The organism is Micromonospora sp. WMMA1949 (assembly GCF_027460145.1).
Classification (GTDB): domain Bacteria; phylum Actinomycetota; class Actinomycetes; order Mycobacteriales; family Micromonosporaceae; genus Micromonospora.
Genome location: NZ_JAPZBG010000001.1, coordinates 5,618,828 through 5,639,873 on the forward strand (window position 1 = coordinate 5,618,828; position 21,046 = coordinate 5,639,873).

Consider the following 21,046-nt stretch of genomic DNA (forward strand, 5'->3'; position numbering starts at 1 on the left):
CCCGGTCAGCCGCCGCGCGCCCACAGCGCCAGGCGTACCCGGTTGGCGCTGCCGGTCTTCGTCATCAGGCTGGTGATGTGCGTCTTCACCGTCGTCACCCCGATGTGCAGCCGGTCGGCGATCTCGGTGTTCGACAGTCCGTCGGCGACCAGGTCCAGGACGTCCCGCTCACGGGCGGTCAGCTCGGCCGTACGCCGGGGCGCGTCGGCGCGCGCGTGCACCGCGCGATCGACCAGCCGGCGCAGGACGTCCGGGCTGAACGGGCTGTCGCCCGAGGCGGCGCGGCGGACGCCGTCGAGCAGGTCGGCCGGGGGTGCGTCCTTGAGCAGGAACCCGCAGGCGCCCGCGGTCAGCGCGGGATAGAGGTGGTCGTCGTCGCCGAACGTGGTGAGCACCATGATCCGGGTGGCGGGCCGGTCGGCGAGGATGCGGCTGGTCGCGGTGATGCCGTCGACGCCGGGCATCCGCAGGTCCATCACCACCACGTCGGGTCGTAGCCGGGCGGCGAGGGCGACCGCGTCCCGGCCGTTGTCGGCCTCACCGACGACCTCGAGGTCGGGCTGGGCGTCGCACAGCATCCGCAGGCCGGCCCGGATGAGGTGCTGGTCGTCGACCAGCAGCACCCGGATCACGCGGGCTCCGGCGTGCCCGCGCGGGGCCGGGGCGTGGGACGGGCGGGCCCGGCCGCCGGCAGGACGGTCCGGACCCGCCAGCCGGACCCGGTCGGCCCGGCCTCCAGCCGCCCGCCCAGCACCTCGACCCGTTCCCGCATGCCGACGATGCCGTGGCCGCCGCCTGCGGGCACACCGGCCGGCGCGGCGCCCCGGCCGTCGTCGGTGACCGCCCAGTGCACCGCGTCGTCCTCGACCGACACGGTCAGGTGTGCGCGGGCCGCCGCGCCGGCGTGCTTCGCCACGTTCGTCAACGCCTCCTGGGTCAGTCGTAGCACCGCCTGGCCGCGTACCGCGTCGAGGGTGCCGACGGCCGGGTCGATGTCGGCCTCGACGACCACACCCGCCTGCCGGGCCCGGTCGACGGCCGCGCCGAGCGCGGCCGGCAGCGCCGACGGCTCGATCGCGGTCAGCGTCGCGTCGCCGCGGACGCCGTCCGGGTCGCGCAGCACTGCCACCAGCCGCCGCAGGTCGGTCAGCGCGGCCGTGCCGGTGGCGTGCACGTCGTCGAACACCTCGCCGACCCGGGGATCCAGGTCGGGCAGGACGTGCCGGGCCACGCCGACCCGCAGCACCATCGACGCGACGTGGTGCGCGAGCACGTCGTGCAGTTCCCGGGCGATGGCGCCGCGCTCGTCGGCACGTGCCGCCCGGCTCTCCGACTCGCGCCGGCGCCGCTCCGCCTCGGCCCGCTCCTCGGCCTGCCGCCCCAGCTCCCGGGTGGTCCGCACGACCAGCCCGAGCAGCAGCGGCAGGCCGACGGTGACGGCGAGCCCGAACAGGCCGGAGAACGCCGCACGGATCGGTTCGCCGATCAGGTTCGCCAGGTCGATGCCCGCCAGCAGCCCGGCACCCAGCCAGACCGGGCGCGGCCGGGTGGCCCGCATGGTCAGCTCCAGCAGCGCCCAGCTCGCACCGACCTGGTTGATCATCACGTCGTCGACCAGGACGAGCGCGGCGACCAGCAGGACCGACTGGAGCAGCAGGTTCGCCATCGGCCGGCGGTGGCACAGCAGCGCCAGGGCGAACGCCGGGATCGCCAGCGCCCACTGCGTACCGGTGGCGGCCGGGCCGCCGTGCGCACCGAAGACCAGATAGCCGATGCCGCTGAGGTCCAGCAGCAGGACGCGCGCGAACGTGTCGCGCGCGTCGAACAGCCGACCGACCCAGCCCACCGCGTCAGCCTAGGCAACCGGTGCGGCAGGGAGCCACCGCGTTCGGCGGCCGTCCGAGGTGGACCGCCGGGCCAGCACCAGCGCGGTGGCCGTCGCCGTGGCCGCGACCAGCACGGCCGCCGCGCCGAGCGTGAGCGCGTCCGGTGCGAGTAGCGGCTGCCCGCGCAGCGCCTGCGCGGTCACCAGCAGCGTCAGTGCCGCGTACGCGGTCCCGCCGACGAGCACCAGGCGGGCCCGGGTCAGCTCGTCCAGCCGCGCACCGAGGAACCGGTCGAGCAGGATCGCCAGCAGCGGCAGCGCCTGCAACGCGTGCATGCCGACGAAGTGCCCGACGCGCAGGTCGCCGCCGGTGGTGCTCCAGCCGAGCAGCGGCAGCCCCGGGCCGCCGTCGGGCACCCCGACGCTGTGCGCGCCGCTGATCCCGGCGGGCGTCCCGGCGGGGGTCTGCGCCACCATCGGGAACGCGACGACCATGCCGAGCAGGGACACGGCGAGACCGAGCCGCACCGCGTACCCGCCGGCGCGGTCCGCGAGGGACCGGCGGGACAGCACGACCGCCAGCACGAGCTGGGCGGCGAACAGCACCATGATCGCCGCGCCCATGACGCTGAACAGCATTCCGTCCAGCGACGTGGTGCCGTTGAAGTGGCTGGTGGTGCCCCGGAGCACCTGACCCACGATGACGACCATCTCCACCACGGACATGGCCACGATCACGGTGGCGGCCCGCTCGGCCGCCCGGCTGCGGCGGGGCAGCAGCGACAGCATCCAGGCGAGCGTGACGCCGTAGACCACGAACGAGATCGCGAACTTCAGCGGCTTGGCCCAGATGGGCGCGCCGGTGAGCACGCGCGGATCGGCGACGACGCCGACCGCGGCGACGACGGTGAGCACCGCCATCGCGGACACGAGGAGCATCAGGGGGCGGTGCCATCCGGCCGCCCGGTTCCGTACGGTAGTCATGCCTGTAGATGCTCGTGACGGACCGGGCTGGTCGCGCCCGCCCGCAGGCCGCGTTCGCGGCCACGGGTCGGAGGGCGTCTCCTACTCCGGGAGGAGGCCGGCCGGTCAGTCCGGCAGCCGGGGCATCTCGACGCCCGGGTCGCGGCCGAGCAGCACCCCGCGGGTCAGCGCCCGCGAGCCGAAGCGGTCCCGTACCGCGTCGACGGCGGCGTCCAGCGCCGGCCCCGGGTCGGCGGTGAAGGGCAGGGCGAGCTGGGTGTGCCCGCCGCCGAGGTTGCCCACCGACACGCCGAGCAGCGTGACGCCGCGCAGGTCGATCTGGGGCAGTGCGGCGCGCAGCAGGTCCCGGGCGGCGGCCCGCAGCGGCCCGGTCTGCGCGGTCGGCTCGTCGAGCGTCTGCGACCGGGTGGCCCGGGTGTAGTCGGCGAAGCGCAGCCGCAGCGTCACCGTGCGGCCGGTGCGCCGGGCGGCGCGCATCCGCCCGGTGACCCGGTCGACCAGCCCGGCCAGCACCGCGTCCAGGTCGGCGCGGGAGTGCGGCCCCCGTCCGAGCGCGTGCTGCGCGCCCATCGAGGAGCGGCGGCGGCCCACCTGCACCGCCCGGGGGTCGCGGTTGTGCGCCAGGGCGTGCAGGTGCCGGCCGGCGCCCGCGCCGAGCAGCGACACCAGCGCCGGCTCGTCCAGCCGGGCCACCTGCCCGACGGTACGGATGCCGCGCTCGCGCAGCCGCGCGGCGGTGACCGGGCCGACGCCCCACAGGCGTTCGACGGGCAGCGGGTGCAGGAACGCCAGTTCCCGGTCCGGCTCCACGACCAGCAGCCCGTCCGGCTTCGCCACGCCGCTTGCGACCTTCGCGAGGAACTTCGTCCGGGCCACGCCGACGGTGATCGGCAGGCCCACCTCTCGGCGTACCCGCTCCCGCAGCGCGGCCGCGACGGCGGCCGGTGCTCCGGCGAGCCGCCGCAACCCACCCACGTCGAGGAACGCCTCGTCGATGCTGAGCCCTTCGACCAGCGGGGTGGTGTGCCGGAAGATCTCGAACACCGCCCGGCTGGCGGCCGTGTACGCGGCCATCCGGGGCGGCACCACGAGCGCGTCCGGGCAGAGCCGCCGCGCCTGTCGGCCGCCCATCGCGCTGCGCACGCCCCGCGCCTTGGCCTCGTAGCTGCACGCGAGCACCACGCCGCCGCCGACGATCACCGGCCGGCCGCGCAGCCGGGGGTCGTCGCGCTGCTCGACCGAGGCGTAGAACGCGTCCAGGTCGGCGTGCAGGATGGTGGCCTCGCTCGACACCCCGCCATCCTCGCACATATGTTCGAATCGACGGGATTGACCTGCCCGGACACGGACGACCGGCCGACGGGAGCGCCCGTCGGCCGGTCGCGTGCGCCTTACCGCCCGTAGACCTCGAACTCGTAGAGCGAGAAGCCGTACGAGGTGGCCCGGGTGACGCCGTACATCCGCACGTAGCGGGCGCTGACCGGGGCGAACGTCACGTTGTCGACGCCGCCGTTGCCGGTGGTGGTGCTGAACACCGGCTGCCAGGAGTTGCCGTCACCGGAGACCTCGATCCGGTAGCCGGTGGCGTACGCGGCCTCCCACCGCAGCACCGCCCGGCTGATCGTCCGGGCCGAGCCCAGGTCCACCCGCAGCCACTGGTTGTCGTTGTAGCTGCTGGCCCACCGGCTGCCCAGGCTGCCGTCGACGGCCTTGGCCGGGGTGTTGCTGGTCAGGAACTGGGTGCTGGACGCGGTGGCGGTACGGCCCTGCGCCAGGTTGGTCACCGTGTCACCCCGGCGCGCCGGGAACGAGACGACCTGCTGGTACGTGGGCCGGTTCTGCCAGGCGATCAGCGGGTGGGTGATGCCGCCGAGCCCGGACTGGGCGATCGAGTCGGCGCACCACTGGTCGCCCGCCCCGCAGGACGAGTCGCCCGGGTAGACGGTGGTCGCCGGTGCCGCCGCGGCCTGGCCGAGCGTGTCGAGCAGCGCCTGCCGGCACGCGCCGAGGTTGCCGTTGCCGCAGTAGGTGCGCCCGAGCCCACCGGCCACCGGGTCGCCGAGCACGGCCCGCAGGTCCTTGTCGACGTAACCCCACCAGCCGTACTGGAACGCCGAGCCCTTGTGCGCCTGGCCCTGCGACGCCCAGTTCACGGTGCCGTCGCGCGCCGCGTTCTGACCGCCCGAGGGTGACTCGTTGACCTGGAGGGCGCCGACGAGCGCGCCGTACAGGTCGGGGCCGAGGCCGGGGCGGAACTGCGCCGCGGCGAGCAGCGGCCACCAGGCGTCGAAGATCCGGATCGCCTCGGCGTGCTGGTAGACCTTCGACCCCGGCGACGTCTCCACCCGCCGCGACCCGGCCTGCTGCCAGGCCCGCAGCTTGCTCACCGCGGCGGCCAGCGCGGGGTCGGTGACCGGCGTGCTGTCCAGCACCCGCAGCAGCTCGCCGAGCACCTGCTGACCGCGCAGGTCGGTCACGGCCGCCTCGGCGGTGATCCGGACGACGTCGGCGCGGCTGAGCTTGCGCTGGGCGATGGCCGCCTTCACCGGACCGTCGAGCAGCTGACCGCGGTGCACCGCGCCGTAGCTGAAGTTGCCGTCGGCCGCGCCGAAGTCGCGCGCCTGCTTGTTGTTCCAGCTGACGTAGTAGTCCTGGTTGACCGACTGCGGGTGGGCCGACGCCGGGGCGTAGGTGGCGTCGTTGGTGTCCGGGTTCCAGCCGGCCCACTCGTACGCCGGCTCCGCCTTCATCGGCAGGTTCGGGTCGGAGGTGGAGGAGCGCACCGGGTTCGAACCGGAGTTGTAGTACGCCGCCTCGGTCGAGTTGACGTAGAACCAGTTGAACGCGTACCCGACGTTTGCCGCGGACGCCTGGAACGCCGCCGCGCTGCCCATCGCCGCCGGGTCGTTGTACGCCTGGAAGCCGATCGCCGAGTCGGCCTCGTGCCGGTAGGTGGAGCGCAGCTTGGTGAACGCGGTCGGCTGCCCGTTCACCAGCCCCCGGTAGGACACCAGCCCGTACTTGGTGCGCAGCGCGCGCAGCGTGTACGCGCCGGCCGGGGTGGAGTCGGCGAGCGTCGGCGACCACGAGTTGCGCTTCTCCAGCACCTCCATGGCCAGGCACTGGCCCCGGTAGAGGTAGCGGTTGGAGCGCAGCGTCGGCGCGCTGCCGTCGGTGGTGCACAGCGGCACCGCGTACGTGTCGGTCAGGTCCTGCGAGGCGGAGGTGGCGCTCCACGCGTAGTCCTGGCCGCGGCCGAGCAGCACGTAGAGGTTCAGCCCGGCGAACGCGGCGCCGCGCGCGCTGATCCCCGGCCCCTGCAGTTCCTGGAGCATGAGCAGCTGCGGGGCGAAGTAGCCGGTCTGCGGGCCGAACACGGCCACCGGGTTACCGGTGGTGGTGTGCCGGCCGGAGACCACGACCGCGTTGGACATGCCGTGCGTGCGCAGGGTGGACAGGCCACCGAGGAGGTCCTTGGTGGCGGCGCTGCTGCCGGTACGGGCGGCGGCCCCGCCGGTGGCGTCGTACGCGAGCGGCTCGGCGACCACGGTGCCGGCGTCGGGCAGCACCGCGCTGGTGGCGCCGGGCGGCGTCGCGCCGTACGGGAAGCTCTGCCCGTCGTGCAGCGTCAGCACGGTCTCCGGGTCGTTCTGCGAGCGGAACGCCGCCCAGACCCGGTCGCCCTCGGTCGGGCCGTACTTGGCCCGGGCGGCCACCCGGACCAGCGCGGACTGCACCTCGTTGCCGCCGCCTCCGCCGAACAGCCCGCCGATGACACCGGCGGTGGCGATCAGGTCGGTCATGGTGAAGTGCTTGGGCTTGCCGGCGCCGGTGAGCACGTACTCGCCGGGGTAGTTGTCGTCGGCGATCGACTTGTCGATGTAGGCGTTGATGCCGGCGATGTAGTCCGCCACGTCGGTGTAGAGCTGCTGGCCCCGGGTGCCCTTGAGGCGCAGCGCGTCCACCTGGGCCTGGAGGTCCGCCTCGGTGTAGGGCGAGTTGGCCCAGACGCTCTGCTCCAGCTCGCGGTTGCCGGGTGCGCCGCCGGCGAACGAGCTGACGTTGCCGCGGCCGACGTGCCGCAGCAGGTCCATCACCCAGAGCCGGTCCTGGGCGCCGGCGTACCCGGCGCCGAACATGGTGCCGGCGCGGGTGGTGCCGGTGACGTGCGGGACGCCGGTGGCCTTGTCGCGCACGATGGTGACGTCCGAGCGCGGCGAGATCCTGCTCTCGACCTGCGCGTCGGGGACGCCGAACGAGGCGTCGTTGTAGAAGTGGGCGATCTGCTCGTCGGTCAGCCCGGCGTAGTTGTAGACCAGGTTGGCGTACTCGTCGAGCTGGTCGCTGGAGTGCGCGGGGCGGGTGCCGAGCGCCTGGTGGGCCAGGATGCCGGCGAGTGTGGCGTTGCCGTTCTGCCCCGGGGGCAGGATGTCGGCGCACTGGCCGAGGCAGTAGTCGTCGGGGGTGAACGTGGTGGCGGCGAGCGCGGGTGACGGCGGGATGACCGTCAGGACGCTCGCGGTGAGGGCGGCGGCGGTGAGCGCCGCGAGGCGGGCACGGATGGCGGGTAATGGCATGGCGATCCTCCGGGGACGCGGAGTAGGGCCGTTCGGTACGCCCGGCTGACGGCGTCTCGGCCTCCGCGCCCGGGCGTCCTGCCCGGAGGTGAGAATGACTCATATCTATCTGCGGGCAATGATCGGCGTATCCCTGCCGTCCGGGATAGCCGTTGTTCACCAGCCGTCAATGCCGACGTTTCGCCGCGTTCCGTCCCGCAACGACGCGGTGGGGGTGGCGTCGTTGCCACCCCCACCGCTCTCCCCGCCGGTGCGCCGTCAGTGCTTGTGGAACGACTGGCGCACCACACCCCCCACCAGCGCGCACCATGTGGTGGTGCTGATCTTGCCGTTGGGCGGTAGTCCGTGCAGGCGCTGGAGGTCCTTCACCGCCGTGCGGGTGGCGTGGTCGTATTCGCCGGTCTCGGTCACCTCGGCGTAGCCCTTGGAGGCGAGCATGAACTGCGCGGCGGCCACCGGGACGCCGGACGACTTCTGGTCCAGCTCCGGAGCCAGGGCCTCCCAGGTCGGCGCGGTCAGCGTGGCGTCGATGTCGACCGGGATGGCGTTGCGCGCCTGCCAGTCCTGCACCGCCGCGACGGTGGCCGCGTCGAACACGCCGGTGACCGGCACGGTGTAGCCGCGGAACGCGAGCAAGCGCTGGGCGACCTGGACCACCGGGCCGCCGACGAACCGCCAGATGTCCGGCCAGCGGCGGGCCGGCACGTCGCCGAGTTTGGTGCCGAGCTGCTTGAACACCGCGCGGCGCAGTGCCGGGAACTCCCGGTAGAACATCGCGCCCGGGCAGAGCGTAGCCCGGAAGTCCCAGTGGCCGAAGATGTCGTGGGCGTGCAGCCCGTACTGCCGGCAGATCGCGGTGCACAGCCGTACGAGGGAGTCGAGCAACTCCTCCGGCGGCGTCTCGGTGACGTAGGTGCCCTCGTTCTCGATGCCGATGGCCCGCCCGTTCTCGCCCGGGCAGTGCGCGGCGATCATCTGCCGGTCTCCGGCGCGCAGCCGGTCCAGGCTGCCGTGCCGTCCCTCCAGGACGTGACCGCCGCGGCTCACCGTGAAGTGCTGCCCGGTGTCGGACCAGCCGTTGCCGTCCATGTGCAGGTCCTGGCAGTCGCGGGCGAGCTGCTTGGCGTGCTCCTCGGAGTAGTCCGTGACGTTCGGGAACGCCATGTGGTGCACGATGATCTTGTTGGTCGGGATCGCGCTGACCGACAGCGGGTCGGCCGGCGGGCGGGCGGCCCACTCGTCGCAGCTGATGATCCAGTCGAGGTCCGCGCCCGGTGCGGCCTGCGCGGCGGCCGGCAGGGCGAGCTCGCTCCCGACGACCGCGACCGCCGCGGCGCCGAAGCCGGCCCGCAGCAGCGTTCGGCGGTCCAGTTCGGGGTGGTCGAAGTGCATCTCGCCTCCTCGATGGCCCGGCCGGCGCCGGGCGATGTAAAGGAACTGCAGCAACTGAGCGCGTGGTGGAGAATATTGCCAAGCTCGCGCGTCGCGCCAGAGGACAAAAGCGACGTTCCTCGGCCGTTCCTATCGCCGGAGTAGGCGATCTCACGTCCGCTGACCGGGACAGACCATGGTCTTCCGTGATCCGCCGTGACAGCCTGGGCCGGTGCAGTCGCCCAGCCTGACCGGGATCGTCGTGCTCGTCGCGGTGCTCGCGGCCGCCACCGCCTTCGGCTGGTGGCGCCGCCGCCACGACGGGCGGCTACGCGCCGTCCGGAAGCGCCCATCGGCCACCGACGCGCCGCACCGGGCCACCCTCACCACCCTCGGCGTACGCCCCGGCGAGGTCACGCTGCTCCAGTTCTCCGCACCGGTCTGCCCGCGCTCGGCCTCGCCGCCACCGGCGCCGCGCTCGCCGCGGCCTTCCTCAACGCGGCGTTCGGGCTCTGCCTCGGCTGCGAGGCGTACCTGACGATCCGGCGGCTGGCCGGGCGCCCGCTCGCCGCCCGGGTGGCAGTGCCCCCGCGCTGACCGTCCGCCCGTACGCTGGCCCCGGCGGATGGGGGAGAGGCATGGCGGGTCGCGGGCGGCTGGACCGGCGTAGCGTGCTCGTGGCCGCAGGCGGGCTGGTGGTCGCCGGGATCGGCGTGCCGGTCGGGCTGGCCGCCACGAACGACCCGCCGCCGCCCCCGCCGCGCGGCCGTCGACCGATCAGCATGGCGATGCACCTGCACGCCTCGTTCAGCGAGGGCGTCGCCAGCTACGCCGCCCACCTCGACCAGGCCCGCCGCAACGGCGTCGACGTGCTCTGGTGGACCGACCACGACTTCCGGGTCGCCGCCCACGACCACCGCCGGGTCGTCCACTTCGACGGCCCGGAGGAACGCGAAGGCGGCCTGGCCTGGACCTGGCAGCCCGCCACCGAGGGACGGCTGACCGGCTCGGCCGCCGACTTCGTCGACGCGCCGGACGCCCCCGACGGCCCGGGCCGCGCGCTGCGCCTGGTCGCCGCCGGTTCCGGCACCCACTGGTACGCGGGCAAGGCATGGAACTGGACGCACACCGCCAACATCTCCGACACCACACTGCACCTCGACGTACGCCCCGAAGCGGCCGGCCGGGACGCCACGCTCACCATGGAACTCGCGCTGTCGCACCACCCGGCCGGACCCGGCCGGCCCGCCGGGCAACTCGTGCTGCGCTACCGCCTCGGCGGCGTGGACACGGTCCGGCACACGGTGGACGGCCGCCACGGCACCGTCGAACTGCCCGCCCCGGCCGGCGCCTGGCGGCGGCACACGTTCGACCTGCTCGCCGACGTGCGGCGGCTCTGGCCCGACATCGTCGCCGGGGACAACTCGCTGCGCGGGCTGCGCCTCGGCGTGACAGCGGCCGGTGGCACGCGCGGCGCGTACCTGGTGGACCGGCTCGTCTTCGACCGCGCCCGCCGTGCCGGCCAGGCGGGCGAGGAGATGCGCGCCGAGGTGCTGCGCGGCTACGACGGCGCGTACTCCGGCGTCACCCACCACCGCGCGTACGAGGTGTCGATGGTGCGGCACCTCAACTGGTTCGGCGGCGACGGCACGCTGCCGCGCTTCCCGTCCCCGCCGTACCGGGACAACGACGTCGACGCCACCGAACGGATGGTGGAGTTCCTGCACGCGCACGGCGGCGTGGTGTGCTGGAACCACCCGCTGGACACCGAACGCCGCGAATCCCTGGCCCGCCTGCTGGTCAGCCGCGACGCGCTCGGCGTCGACCTGATCGAGATCGGACGCCGGCCGGTCGAGGACCACCTCTGGGCGTACGACGTCGCGGCCCGCAACGCGATCCCGCTGACCGCGGTCGGGGTCACCGACGACCACGACGGCACGGACTGGCGGGCCGGCCGGGACCGCAACGTCACCTCGGTGTGGGCGGCCTCGACCGGCCGGGACGACCTGGTCGCGGCGCTGCGTGCCGGTCAGGCGTGGTTCGCCGACCTGGCCGGCTACCGGGGCGCGCTGGACCTGGAACTGGTTGGCCGCAGCGCGATGGGCGCGCTCGCCGTGCTCACCGAGGACACCGTCACCGTGCGGCTGCGCGCCACCGACCTGCCCGCCGGGGCCACGCTGGAGACGGTCACCGGTGAGGTCGACCGGGCCGGTGTCGCGGACCCGACACCGGCGGTCCGGGTCGACCAGGTGCCCTGGCGGCGGTTGCGGCAGGGCTGGCACGACCTGCCGGTGCGCGTCGGCGCCGGCAAGTACGTCCGCACCCAGGTACGCGACCGCGACGGCGAGATAGTAGGCGCGAGCAACCCCGTCTGGCTGCTGCGCACCCCGCCACCGGCCGGAATCCCCCCACCCCGCCGCTTCTGACCCACGCCCCCGCTCCTTCTTGTTGATCATGAAGTTGGCGGCGACGTCTGTCCTTTTTGTTCCGGTCAACTTCATGATCGACGAGGTGGGGGCGGTTGCCGGGGTCTGGTACTCGTGGCGGTGTGTCCGATACCGACCACCTACCGCGCCGCGCCGTGCCGCGCGAGCGCCCGGCCGCCGACCGGCGACCGGAAGCAGCCGTTGCGGCGATTGCCGGCAGCACCGGCCCGGTGAGAATGACGAGCGAGGCGGCGTCCGACATCCGCCCGTGGGACGCCGTGGAGTCTGTCGCATGAGCGGCTGGGAACTGTCCGGATACACACCGGTCCGCCGGCTCGGCGCCGGCGCGTCGGGCAGCGTCGTGCTCGCCACCCACGACCCGACCGGCACCCACGTCGCGATCAAGTACCTGGTCCGCGACCTGGGCGAGGACTCGGCGTTCCGGACCGCGTTCCGCGCCGAGGCCCGGCTCCTCGGCGAGATCGACGACCTGCACGTCAGCCGCCTCTACGAGTACGTGGAGAGCCCGCACGGCGCGGCCATCGTGATGGAACTGGTCGACGGCGTCTCGCTGCGCCAGATGCTGCGCGAACACGGCCCGACCACGCCGGAGGCCGCGCTCTGCGTCCTCAAGGGTTCGCTCGCCGGCCTGGCCGCCGCGCACGCCCACGGTGTCGTGCACCGCGACTACAAGCCGGAGAACGTCCTGGTCACCGGCGCCGGGCTGAGCAAACTCGCCGACTTCGGCATCGCCATGCCGATCGGTCAGGGCTCCGACACCACGGTGTCCGGCACACCCCGCTACATGGCCCCCGAGCAGTGGACCGGCGCCCCGGCGGCCCCGGCGTGCGACATCTACGCCGCCACCGCCACGTTCTTCGAGTGCCTCACCGGCCGGCCCCCGTACCAGGGACCGGACCTGCTCTCCCTGCGCGACCAGCACGCCAGCGCGCCGATCCCCGCCGAGGCGGCACCCCCGCCGGTGCACGACCTGCTGCGCCACGGCATGGCCAAACGCCCCGACGAGCGGCCGCCGTCCGCCGAGGCGTTCCTGGAACTGCTGGAACAGGTCGCCGGCACCGGCTACGGCCCGCAATGGCAGGAACGAGGGCTGCGCGAGCTGGCCCGGCGGGCAGTGCTGCTGGCCGCGCTGTGGCCGTTCCCGGACCGGGCCGAGGGCGCCACCGCCGTCGCGCACACCGAACTCGGCACGACCACCACCGGCCGGGGCGGACGGTTCCGCAAGGGCCGCACCCGTACCGCCCTGGCCGCCGGCGCCGTGGCCGCCGCCGTCCTGGCCGGGGGCGCCGGCTACAGCTACGCCGCCCACGACGGCACGTCCACCGCCGGCCCGGCGAGCGCCGCTCCCGCCATCACCGGCGCACCCACACCGGACCCGACCGGCGCCGAGACGCCGAGCCCGTCACCGACACCCGCCCCGCCCACCGCGTCCGCCGCGCCACCACCGCCCACGCCGCCGGACACCCCCGACCCGACCGGGACGCCGACCCGTACCGGCTCGCCCACCCCCAGCGCGTCCCCGAGCACCAGCGCGCCGCCGCCGGACGTGACCGCGCCGGTCGTGGACGGCGTCCGCGCCGACCCGGGTGAACTGGACCCGAAGGGCTGCCCCTACGGCGCCAAGACCAGCACCGTCACCGCCGCCGTCACCGACGACCGCAGCGGTCCGGCCGCGCTCACCGTCACGTTCGGCTACACCCTCGACGGCGCCACCGGCACGGTCCGGATGGCCGCCGCCGGGCGCGGGCTGTTCACCGGCACGCTCGGCCCGCTGTCCACACCCAGGCGCAGCGTCCGCATCCCCGTCCGGGTCACCGCCGCCGACGCCGCCGGCAACACGACCACCTCGGCGTCACCGGTGTACGTGACGCTCTACCACGACTGCACCCCCGGCTAGGAGTACGACAGTGCCCGCTGCCCCGCACCGCAGCCCGTCCCCGGGACGGCCGGCGTGACCCGTCCCGACGAACCGACCGAGGCGCTGCCCACCCGTGCCCTGCCGATCACCGGTGACGCGGACGCCGCCGAGCCCACCGTCCACCTCCCCGGGCCGGTGGGCGACCAGCCATCCGCCGCCGAACCCACGGTCCACCTGACCGCGATCCCCGACGACCGCACCGCGGACCTATCCGCCTCGGTCACGCCGACGCCGCCCGATGCCGAGCCGACCGTGCACCTGCGGCCGGGCCGGGCGGACGACGCGGGTGCGGCGACCGTCCATCTCCCTCCGGCGCCGGACAGCGCGGCGGCGGAGCCGACGGTGGCCCTGCGTCCCACCCCGGACGGCAGAGCCGAGGAGGCCGCAGCGTCGTCCCGTCCGGCACCGGAGGGTGCGGCAGGGGAGCCGACGGTGAACCTGCGCGCGGCTCCGGACCAGGACGCCGGGGAGGTGACGGTCCATTTCCGTGCGGCCCCGGGCAGTCCAGCCGGCGAGCCGACGGTGAGTCTGCGTCCGGCTCCGGACCAGGCTGCGGGGGAGGCGACCGTCCACATGCGCCCTCCCGCGGGAAACGTGACCGGGCAGGCCACCGTCTACCCGCGTCCGAGCGCGGAACCGCCCCAGCGCCCCGGCGCCGAGCCGACCGCGTCGTGGCAGCCGACCGCCTCCTGGCAGCCCACCGGCGTACCCCATCAAGGCCACCCCACCGGGACGGCGACCGGCGCCGGGGCGTACCCGGATCGGACCGGCCAGGCGCGGGCGGTGAGTGGCGTCCCGGCGCCGGGCGGCGAGCTGCGCTTCGGACCGGGCGTGCCGGCGACGCCGCCGCCCGCGCCGCCCTGGCCCACCGCACCCCCGATCCGCCCGCGCCCGGTCTGGCGTCGCGTCGTCTCGGTGCTCTCCACGCTGCTCACCGTGGTGCTGTTGCTGGCGGTCGGCCTCTACCTGTGGCAGCGGTTGCGCCCGCTGGAGGTCGAGGGGGTCACCGTCGCGGTGCCCCGGCCGGCGGGTGTCGCCTGCGACGTGACTGTCGACGTGGTGGCCACCGTGCGTACCAACGGGCGCGGCGGGACGATCCGGTACCAGTGGTTCCGCTCCGACGCGCCGCCCGGCGCCGTGCTCACCGAACGGGTCGGCGGCGGACAGCAGACCGCGGTGCTCACCCTCAAGTGGACGTTCACCGGCGTCGGTACGACCACCGGGATCGCCACCGTCAACATCATCGAACCGTCGACGGCGCAGGCCAGCACCCGCGTCGTCTACCGCTGCCCCGGCGGCTGACCGCGTTTCCCCGCGCGCGGGTCCGGGTAGCCCCACCCGAACAAACCTGGACCACGCACGTGGAGGCCCTTCGATGAGAGACAACTTCGGGGACGCGGTGGGCGACGCGTTCCGATCGGTGATGCTGTTCCTGCCCAAGGCGGTCGCGTTCGTCGCGATCCTGATCGCCGGCTGGCTGATCGCCAAGGCCGTGCTCAAGCTCGTGGACAAGGTGCTGGAGCGGGTCCACTTCGACCGGGCCGTCGAGCGCGGCGGGATCAAGACCGCGCTGGCCCGCTCGAAGTACGACGCCAGCGACATCGTCGCGAAGCTGGCCTACTACGGCGTGCTGCTGGTCACGCTGCAGCTCGCGTTCGGCATCTGGGGCCCGAACCCCATCTCCGACCTGATCGCCGGCGTGATCGCCTGGCTGCCCCGGGCGTTCGTCGCCATCGTCATCGTGGTGGTCGCCGCGGCCATCGCCCGCGCGGTCAAGGACATCATCTCCAGCGCGCTCGGCGGCCTCTCGTACGGCCGGGTGCTGGCCAACCTCGCCTCCGTGTTCATCCTGGGCCTGGGTGTCATCGCCGCGCTCAACCAGATCGGCGTCGCCACCACCGTCACCACCCCGGTGCTGATCGCGGTGCTCGCCACCGTGGGCGGCATCCTGGTCGTCGGCGTCGGCGGCGGGCTGGTCCGGCCGATGCAGAGCCGCTGGGAGAACTGGCTGACCCGGGCCGAGGAGGAGTCGCGCACCATCGCCACCCACGCCCGCGCGTACCAGGCCGGCCGTCGTGACGTCGAGGCCCGTCTGGCCGCCACCGGCCCGTACGCGGACTCCGAGCTGACCCAGCCGGTGAGCCGCGACGCCGAGGCGGACCGCACTCAGCCGGTGCCCGCGTACCAGGGCACCCCGCCGGCCCCGGCCGCCGCGGACGCCACCGAGCCGGTGCCGCCGCAGGCGGGCGCGGAGGCGACGCAGCACATTCCGGCGTACGCCGACTCCGAGCGCACCCAGCCGACCACGCCGCGCCAGACGACGGCCGAGCAGGCCACGGACAGCGAGGCCACCATGGTCATCCCGCAGGCCGACGTGGAGAAGTTCCGCCGCTGACCCGACAGCCGCGACGAACCGGGGCGGGACCGCACGGTCCCGCCCCGCTTCGTGCCCGTCGCGGGACCACCCGGGCGCCGCGCGGCGGATAGGATTCCGGCATGACCTGGCGATGTTGATGCCCACCTGAGCGACGAGGCCGCGGGCCGCCGCGGACGCCGTGCATTCCGACCGGTGTCCGTCACGTCCCGTGGGAAGGTTCCATGCTCGTCGCACCTGCCCGCGTACCAGCGACCCGCCGTCTGGCGGCGACGCTCTACGGGTACGCGTTCCTCACCGACCTCGTCCTGCTCTACCCGCTCTACGTGCTCCTGTTCGCCGACACCGGCTTGTCGGTCGGGCAGATCTCCTCACTGTTCGCGCTCTGGGCGGCCGCCGGCATCGTGCTGGAGGTGCCCTCCGGCGTGTGGGCGGACGCGGTGTCGCGCCGTCTGCTGCTCTGCCTGGCACCGCTGCTCGCCGCCGCCGGGTTCGCGCTCTGGGTGCTGCTGCCGTCCTATCCGGCGTTCGCCGTGGGCTTCCTGCTCTGGGGCGCCGGTGGCGCGCTGCGCTCCGGCGCGCTGGAGGCGCTCGTCTTCACCGAGCTGGAACGCCTCGGCGCGGCCGACAGGTACGCCCGGCTGATCGGCCGGACCCGCACCGCCGAGGTGCTCGGCGCGGTCGGGTCCGGGGTGCTCGCCGGGCCGGTGTACGCGCTCGGCGGCTACTTCGCGGTCGGCGCGGCCAGCGTGGCGACCTGCCTGCTGGCGGCGGCCGTCGCGGCCCGCTTCCCGGAACACCGTCCACCACTCGTCCCGGCGCTGCCGAGCGTCGCGCCCGGGGGTGCCGCACCAGGGGACGAGCCGGGTGACGACGAGCCCGGCTGGCTGGACAGCCTGCGCCTGGGCCTGCGCGAGGTACGCGGCGACAGTCGCGTCCGTGCCGCCGTGCTGCTGGTCGCGGCGGTGACCGCGATCTGGGGTGGGCTGGACGAGTACACCGGGCTGCTGGCCGCCGACACCGGCACGGCGGAGGTGGGCGTACCGCTGCTGCTCCTGCTGGTCTGGGCCGGGATGACGGTGGGCGGGCTGCTCGCGCCGCTGGGCGAGCGGCTGTCCCACCGCGGCTACGCCGGTCTGCTGGTGTTCGCGGCCGGGGCGACGGCGGCCGGGGCGCTGCTGCGGCACCCGGCGGGGTTCCTGCTGCTCGCGGCCGCGTTCGCCGCGTTCCAGCTGGCCACCGTGCTCGCCGACGTGCGGCTCCAGGCCCGGATCGCCGGGTCGGCCCGGGCCACCGTCACGTCGCTGGCCGGGATGGCCACCGACCTGACCATCGTCGCCTTCTACGCCGGGTACGGGCTGCTCGCCGGTGCGGTCGGAAACGCGGCCGCCTTCGCGTTCGCGGTGCTGCCGTACGTGCTGGTGGCGCTCTGGCTCCTCACCGGTCGAGCATGAATCGCCAGAAAAGGGACCAATGGTCGCGCTCGCGTCCTAGCGTGGGTCCGGACATCGGCGACCCCGGGAGACGATCGCGGTGACGTTGGAAGCAGAGCGCACGCTGCGCGACGAGGAGCAGACCGGGCTGGCGGAGCTGGCCGCCCAACTGCGGGTGGACGCCATCCGGTGCAGCACGGCGGCAGGCTCCGGGCACCCCACGTCCAGCCTGTCCGCCGCCGACCTGCTCGCCGTGCTCGTCGCCCGGCACCTGCGCTACGACTGGTCCTACCCGGGCAACCCCGGCAACGATCACCTGATCTTCTCCAAGGGCCACGCCTCCCCCCTGCTGTACGCGGTGTTCCGCGCCACCGGCGCGATCAGCGAGCAGGAACTGCTGGAGACGTACCGGCAGGCCGGATCGCGCCTGCAGGGGCACCCCACGCCGGTGCTGCCCTGGGTGGACGTGGCCACCGGCTCGCTCGGGCAGGGCCTGCCGGTCGGCGTCGGGGTGGCGCTGGCCGCCCAGTACCTCGACCGGTCACCCGCGCACGTCTGGGTGCTCTGCGGCGACAGCGAGACCGCCGAAGGATCGGTGTGGGAGGCGCTGGACAAGGCCGGCCACTACGGGCTGCGCAACCTCACCACGATCGTCGACGTCAACCGGTTCGGCCAGCGCGGCCCCACCGAACTGCAGTGGGACCTGGACACCTACCGGCGGCGCATCGAGGCGTTCGGCTGCCACGCGATCGTGGTCGACGGCCACGACCTGGGCGCGATCGACGAGGCGTACGGGCAGGCCCGCGAGACGACCGGGCCGACTGTGGTGCTGGCCCGCACGGTCAAGGGCAAGGGCGTACCCGAGGTGGAGAACGACCCCTCCTGGCACGGCAAGCCGTTCGACCCGGAGCTGGCCGACCGGGCCGTCCGGGCGCTGGGCGGCCCCCGGCGGATCCGGGTCGCCGGACCGAAACCACCGGCCGCGCCGCGCACCGCCCCGGCCGAGCACGGAGAGCCGGAACTGCCGCGATACGAGCGCGGGGCGAAGGTCGCCACGCGGGACGCGTACGGCGACGCGCTGCGCGCCCTCGGCGCCGCCCGGCCCGACGTGGTCGCGCTCGACGGCGAGGTCAGCGACTCCACGCGGGCGGAACGTTTCGCCACCGCGTACCCGGATCGGTTCTTCCAGATGTTCATCGCCGAACAGCAGCTCGCCGCCGCGGCGGTCGGCATGGCGGTCCGCGGCTACCGGCCGTTCGCGGCGACGTTCGCCGCGTTCTGGTCCCGGGCCTACGACTTCATCCGGATGGCCGGGGTGTCCCGGGCCGACATCGCGCTCGTCGGGTCGCACGCCGGAGTGGAGATCGGCCCGGACGGCCCGTCCCAGATGGGGCTGGAGGACATCGCCGCGCTGCGGGCGGTGCCCGGCTCCACGGTGCTCTGCCCGGCCGACGCGGTCTCCTGCGCGGCCCTCGTCGCCCAGATGCCCGACCACCCGGGCGTCACCTACCTGCGGACGACGCGCGGCAAGTACCCGGTGCTCTACGACGACGGCGAGCCGTTCCCGATCGGCGGCAGCCGGATGGTGCGCGACGGCGGCGACGTGGCGCTGCTGGGCACCGGCGTGACCGTGCACCTGTGCCTCGCCGCCGCCGACGAGCTGACCCGCGAGGGCATCGACGCGCGCGTGATCGACATGTACTCGATCAAGCCGGTGGACCGGCAGCGCCTGGCCGAAGCCGTCGTGGAGACCGGCGGGCGGCTCGTCGTGGTCGAGGACCACTACCCGGAGGGCGGCCTGGGCTCCGCGGTGCTGGAGGCGCTCGCCGACCTGGGCGAACCCGCCCGGGTCAACCACCTGGCGGTACGCGGGCTGCCCGGCTCCGGCACCCCCGCCCAGCAGCTCGACCGGGCCGGCATCGGCGTCGGCGCGATCGTCTCGGCGGCGCGGGCCCTGGCCTGAGACGGCGTTCGCCCGGACCGCCGGCGCTCCCGGCCCGTGCCCACCTGGACGGGTGGCGCTCGCGGCCGTGTCCGCCCGGAACGGCGGCGCTCGCGGCCGTGTTTGCCGCGGCCGGCGGCGGGTAGCCACGCTGCCGTTGCGACGGGAGGACCGACGATGGCCGAACCCGAGTTCTACGCGCGGGTGTCCGCCCGCGCCGGCGTGCCGGTGGAGACGGCCCGCGCGCTGACCGAGGCGACACTGCGCACGCTCGCCGAACGGATCAGCGGCGGCGAGGCCGGCGACCTGTCCGCGCACCTCGCGCACGAGTTGCGTCCGCTGCTGGCCCGCGCCCGGGTCGAAGATCCCGAGGTCTTCGGGTACGACGAGTTCCTGCGCCGGGTCGCCGAGCGCTCCGGCGCGACGCCGTCCGACGCCGAGCGCGGCGCCCGGGCGGTGTTGCAGGCGCTGCACCGGGTGGTCGGGCCGGCCCAGTTCAACCGGGCGCTGTCCCAGCTGCCGCGCGAGATCGCCGAGCTGGCCCAGCCCACCCCGCGCCCCGCTTAGGTGTAAGGAAGGGCCCCTTGTTAACGCCTCCGGTAGAGGAAGGGCCCCTTCTTAACACCCGCCGCGAGCGCTGCACCGCGTCGGCGCCGGGGAGGCGTCACTCGGGCGACGCGTCCAGGTAGACCCAGCGGCCGTTCTCGCGGGCGAAGCGGCTGTGCTCGGCCAGCACGCCCGCCCGGCCGTCCTCGCGGTAGTGCGCCCGGAACCGGACCGTCCCGGTGCTGTCGAACAGGCCGCCCTGCCCGATCTCCACGATCTCCAGCCGGGTCCAGCGGGTGCCCGGGTCCAGCTCCAGCCGCTCCGGGCGTGTGGTGGAGTGCCAGCTGTGCCGCAGGTAGGCGGCGTCGCCGCGCGCGAACGCGCTGAACCGGGACCGCATCAGCGCCTCCGCGGTCGCCGCCGTCGCCTCGCCCCGGTGGACCGGGGCGCAACAGTCCGCGTACGGCCGGCCGGTGCCGCACGGGCAGGCCGCCGGCCGTTCAACCCGTCTCGCCATGCCACGATTCTCCCAAGCTGTGGAGAGGTGTTAACAAGGGGCCCTTCCTCTACCGGAGGCGTTAACAGGGGGCCCCTCCTTACACCTCAACCCAGTAGGCTTCCTCGACCATGAGTGTGAGTCCCACCCAGCGGGTTCTCGATCCCGCGCAGGTCCGCCGCTACCTCGCCGCCTCGCTCGGGCCCGGCGGCGAGGTGGCCGACTGCGGCCCGCTGACCGGGGGCGGCTTCGCCGCCGTCTGGCAGGTACGCCTCAGCGACGGCCGCGACGTGGTGCTCAAGGTCGGTCCGCCGGAGCACGTACCGCTGCTGCGCTACGAGCGCGACATGATCGGCGCGGAGGCGCACTACCTGCGTCTGGTGGCCGACCGCGCACCGGGGGTGCCCACGCCGGAGCTGCTGCACCACGGCCGCCACCCCGAACTGGGTGACTGGCTGCTCATGGCGCGGCTACCAGGTCGTACCCTCTGGGACCTGAGCCAGGCCGGCGCGGACGTCGGGCCGCTGCGCGCGGAGTTCGGCCGCGCGCTCGCCGCGCTGCACACGGTGACCGGCGGGCGGTACGGCTACGACGGCGACCGGGCCTCCGGCGCCACGTGGCGGGACGCCTACACGGCCATGGTGGACGACATGCTCGCCGACGCCGCGGACTGGGCGGTGCCGCTGCCGGTGCCGGCGTCCCGGATCCGGGAGCTGGTGGCGCGGCACGCGGCGGTGCTCGACGCGGTCGACCGCCCGGCGCTGCTGCACTTCGACGGCTGGGCCGGGAACGTGCTCGCCGTCGACGGGCCGGACGGCACGCCGCGCCTGAGCGGCCTGGTCGACGGCGAACGGTACCTGTGGGGCGACCCGCTGATGGACCTGGTGTCACCGCTGCTGTTCCGCCGCGCCGAGGACGAGCCGGACGACCCGCTGGTACGCGCCTACCGCGAGGCGGCGCCGTTCCCGCTGGACGCCGGGGCGCGGCAGCGGCTCGGGCTCTACCGGCTGTATCTCTACCTGCTGATGACCGTCGAGATGCCCAGCCGCAACATCACCGCCGACAACGACCCCGGCCGGGTGGAGCTGCTGGCGGACCTGCTCGGCGCGGAACTGGCCGACCTGGCGCGCTGA

16 protein-coding genes are annotated in these 21,046 nt (G+C 74.5%); 9 read left to right on the top strand and 7 right to left on the bottom strand.

The window, feature by feature from the left end; translation table 11 throughout:
- Positions 1-5 precede the first annotated feature (5 nt).
- The 6 genes from O7607_RS26195 to O7607_RS26220 all read right to left on the bottom strand — a co-directional run bounded on the left by O7607_RS26195 (position 6) and on the right by O7607_RS26220 (position 8,778).
- A complete protein-coding gene (locus tag O7607_RS26195; protein WP_269705899.1) occupies positions 6-632 on the bottom strand; it encodes a response regulator in 627 nt (208 codons plus the stop codon).
- The gene (locus O7607_RS26200) at positions 629-1,846 is read right to left on the bottom strand and encodes a sensor histidine kinase (protein ID WP_269705901.1); all 1,218 of its coding nucleotides are present in this window, start codon (positions 1,844-1,846) and stop codon (positions 629-631) included. Before O7607_RS26200 ends, O7607_RS26195 begins: the two co-directional genes overlap by 4 nt.
- 9 nt (positions 1,847-1,855) lie before the next feature.
- The gene (locus O7607_RS26205) at positions 1,856-2,809 is read right to left on the bottom strand and encodes a hypothetical protein (protein WP_269705902.1); all 954 of its coding nucleotides are present in this window, start codon (positions 2,807-2,809) and stop codon (positions 1,856-1,858) included.
- 105 nt (positions 2,810-2,914) lie between these two features.
- A complete protein-coding gene (gene dinB, locus O7607_RS26210) occupies positions 2,915-4,102 on the bottom strand; it encodes a DNA polymerase IV (RefSeq protein WP_269705904.1) in 1,188 nt (395 codons plus the stop codon).
- A 98-nt stretch (positions 4,103-4,200) separates the two neighbouring features.
- The gene (locus O7607_RS26215; RefSeq protein ID WP_269705906.1) at positions 4,201-7,386 is read right to left on the bottom strand and encodes a penicillin acylase family protein; all 3,186 of its coding nucleotides are present in this window, start codon (positions 7,384-7,386) and stop codon (positions 4,201-4,203) included.
- Between the two features lie 258 nt (positions 7,387-7,644).
- Entirely contained in the window at positions 7,645-8,778 is a 1,134-nt protein-coding gene (locus O7607_RS26220; protein WP_269705908.1) for a peptidoglycan recognition protein family protein, read from the bottom strand.
- A 282-nt stretch (positions 8,779-9,060) separates the two neighbouring features.
- On the opposite strand from O7607_RS26220, the gene O7607_RS30615 reads away from it, so the two are divergent.
- The 8 genes from O7607_RS30615 (at position 9,061) to O7607_RS26260 (ending at position 19,438) form a co-directional block, all read left to right on the top strand.
- Positions 9,061-9,354, top strand: coding sequence for a DUF4395 family protein (locus O7607_RS30615; RefSeq protein ID WP_269705911.1), 294 nt, complete (start codon positions 9,061-9,063; stop codon positions 9,352-9,354).
- Between the two features lie 41 nt (positions 9,355-9,395).
- On the top strand, positions 9,396-11,183 hold the full coding sequence (locus tag O7607_RS26230) for a hypothetical protein (RefSeq protein ID WP_269705913.1): 1,788 nt from the start codon (positions 9,396-9,398) through the stop codon (positions 11,181-11,183).
- A gap of 292 nt (positions 11,184-11,475) precedes the next feature.
- Positions 11,476-13,101, top strand: a complete 1,626-nt coding sequence (locus O7607_RS26235; protein WP_269705915.1) for a serine/threonine-protein kinase — start codon at positions 11,476-11,478, stop codon at positions 13,099-13,101.
- A gap of 54 nt (positions 13,102-13,155) precedes the next feature.
- Positions 13,156-14,424 carry a hypothetical protein gene (locus tag O7607_RS26240; protein WP_269705916.1) on the top strand — a complete coding sequence of 423 codons (1,269 nt, stop codon included), beginning with the start codon at positions 13,156-13,158 and terminating at the stop codon, positions 14,422-14,424.
- A 73-nt stretch (positions 14,425-14,497) separates the two neighbouring features.
- On the top strand, positions 14,498-15,517 hold the full coding sequence (locus tag O7607_RS26245; protein WP_269705918.1) for a mechanosensitive ion channel family protein: 1,020 nt from the start codon (positions 14,498-14,500) through the stop codon (positions 15,515-15,517).
- Positions 15,518-15,720: 203 nt separating this feature from the next.
- The gene (locus O7607_RS26250; protein ID WP_269705920.1) at positions 15,721-16,950 is read left to right on the top strand and encodes an MFS transporter; all 1,230 of its coding nucleotides are present in this window, start codon (positions 15,721-15,723) and stop codon (positions 16,948-16,950) included.
- A gap of 79 nt (positions 16,951-17,029) precedes the next feature.
- On the top strand, positions 17,030-18,892 hold the full coding sequence (locus tag O7607_RS26255) for a transketolase (RefSeq protein ID WP_269705921.1): 1,863 nt from the start codon (positions 17,030-17,032) through the stop codon (positions 18,890-18,892).
- Between the two features lie 156 nt (positions 18,893-19,048).
- On the top strand, positions 19,049-19,438 hold the full coding sequence (locus O7607_RS26260) for a DUF2267 domain-containing protein (protein ID WP_269705923.1): 390 nt from the start codon (positions 19,049-19,051) through the stop codon (positions 19,436-19,438).
- 97 nt (positions 19,439-19,535) lie between these two features.
- Here O7607_RS26260 and O7607_RS26265 read toward each other — a convergent pair whose 3' ends face one another.
- Positions 19,536-19,934: a YchJ family protein gene (locus tag O7607_RS26265; RefSeq protein ID WP_269705925.1), complete on the bottom strand. Its 399-nt coding sequence runs from the start codon at positions 19,932-19,934 to the stop codon at positions 19,536-19,538.
- A 110-nt stretch (positions 19,935-20,044) separates the two neighbouring features.
- On the opposite strand from O7607_RS26265, the gene O7607_RS26270 reads away from it, so the two are divergent.
- A complete protein-coding gene (locus O7607_RS26270) occupies positions 20,045-21,046 on the top strand; it encodes a phosphotransferase family protein (RefSeq protein ID WP_269705927.1) in 1,002 nt (333 codons plus the stop codon).

What these genes read in the sequence shown, in the direction of transcription:
- O7607_RS26205 (WP_269705902.1), bottom strand. Translation starts at nt 2,809, where the DNA reads ATGACTACCGTACGGAACCGGGCGGCCGGATGGCACCGCCCCCTGATG.
- O7607_RS26215 (WP_269705906.1), bottom strand. Translation starts at nt 7,386, where the DNA reads ATGCCATTACCCGCCATCCGTGCCCGCCTCGCGGCGCTCACCGCCGCC.
- O7607_RS26220 (WP_269705908.1), bottom strand. Translation starts at nt 8,778, where the DNA reads ATGCACTTCGACCACCCCGAACTGGACCGCCGAACGCTGCTGCGGGCC.
- O7607_RS26230 (WP_269705913.1), top strand. Translation starts at nt 9,396, where the DNA reads ATGGCGGGTCGCGGGCGGCTGGACCGGCGTAGCGTGCTCGTGGCCGCA.
- O7607_RS26235 (WP_269705915.1), top strand. Translation starts at nt 11,476, where the DNA reads ATGAGCGGCTGGGAACTGTCCGGATACACACCGGTCCGCCGGCTCGGC.
- O7607_RS26245 (WP_269705918.1), top strand. Translation starts at nt 14,498, where the DNA reads ATGAGAGACAACTTCGGGGACGCGGTGGGCGACGCGTTCCGATCGGTG.
- O7607_RS26250 (WP_269705920.1), top strand. Translation starts at nt 15,721, where the DNA reads ATGCTCGTCGCACCTGCCCGCGTACCAGCGACCCGCCGTCTGGCGGCG.
- O7607_RS26260 (WP_269705923.1), top strand. Translation starts at nt 19,049, where the DNA reads ATGGCCGAACCCGAGTTCTACGCGCGGGTGTCCGCCCGCGCCGGCGTG.
- O7607_RS26265 (WP_269705925.1), bottom strand. Translation starts at nt 19,934, where the DNA reads ATGGCGAGACGGGTTGAACGGCCGGCGGCCTGCCCGTGCGGCACCGGC.
- O7607_RS26270 (WP_269705927.1), top strand. Translation starts at nt 20,045, where the DNA reads ATGAGTGTGAGTCCCACCCAGCGGGTTCTCGATCCCGCGCAGGTCCGC.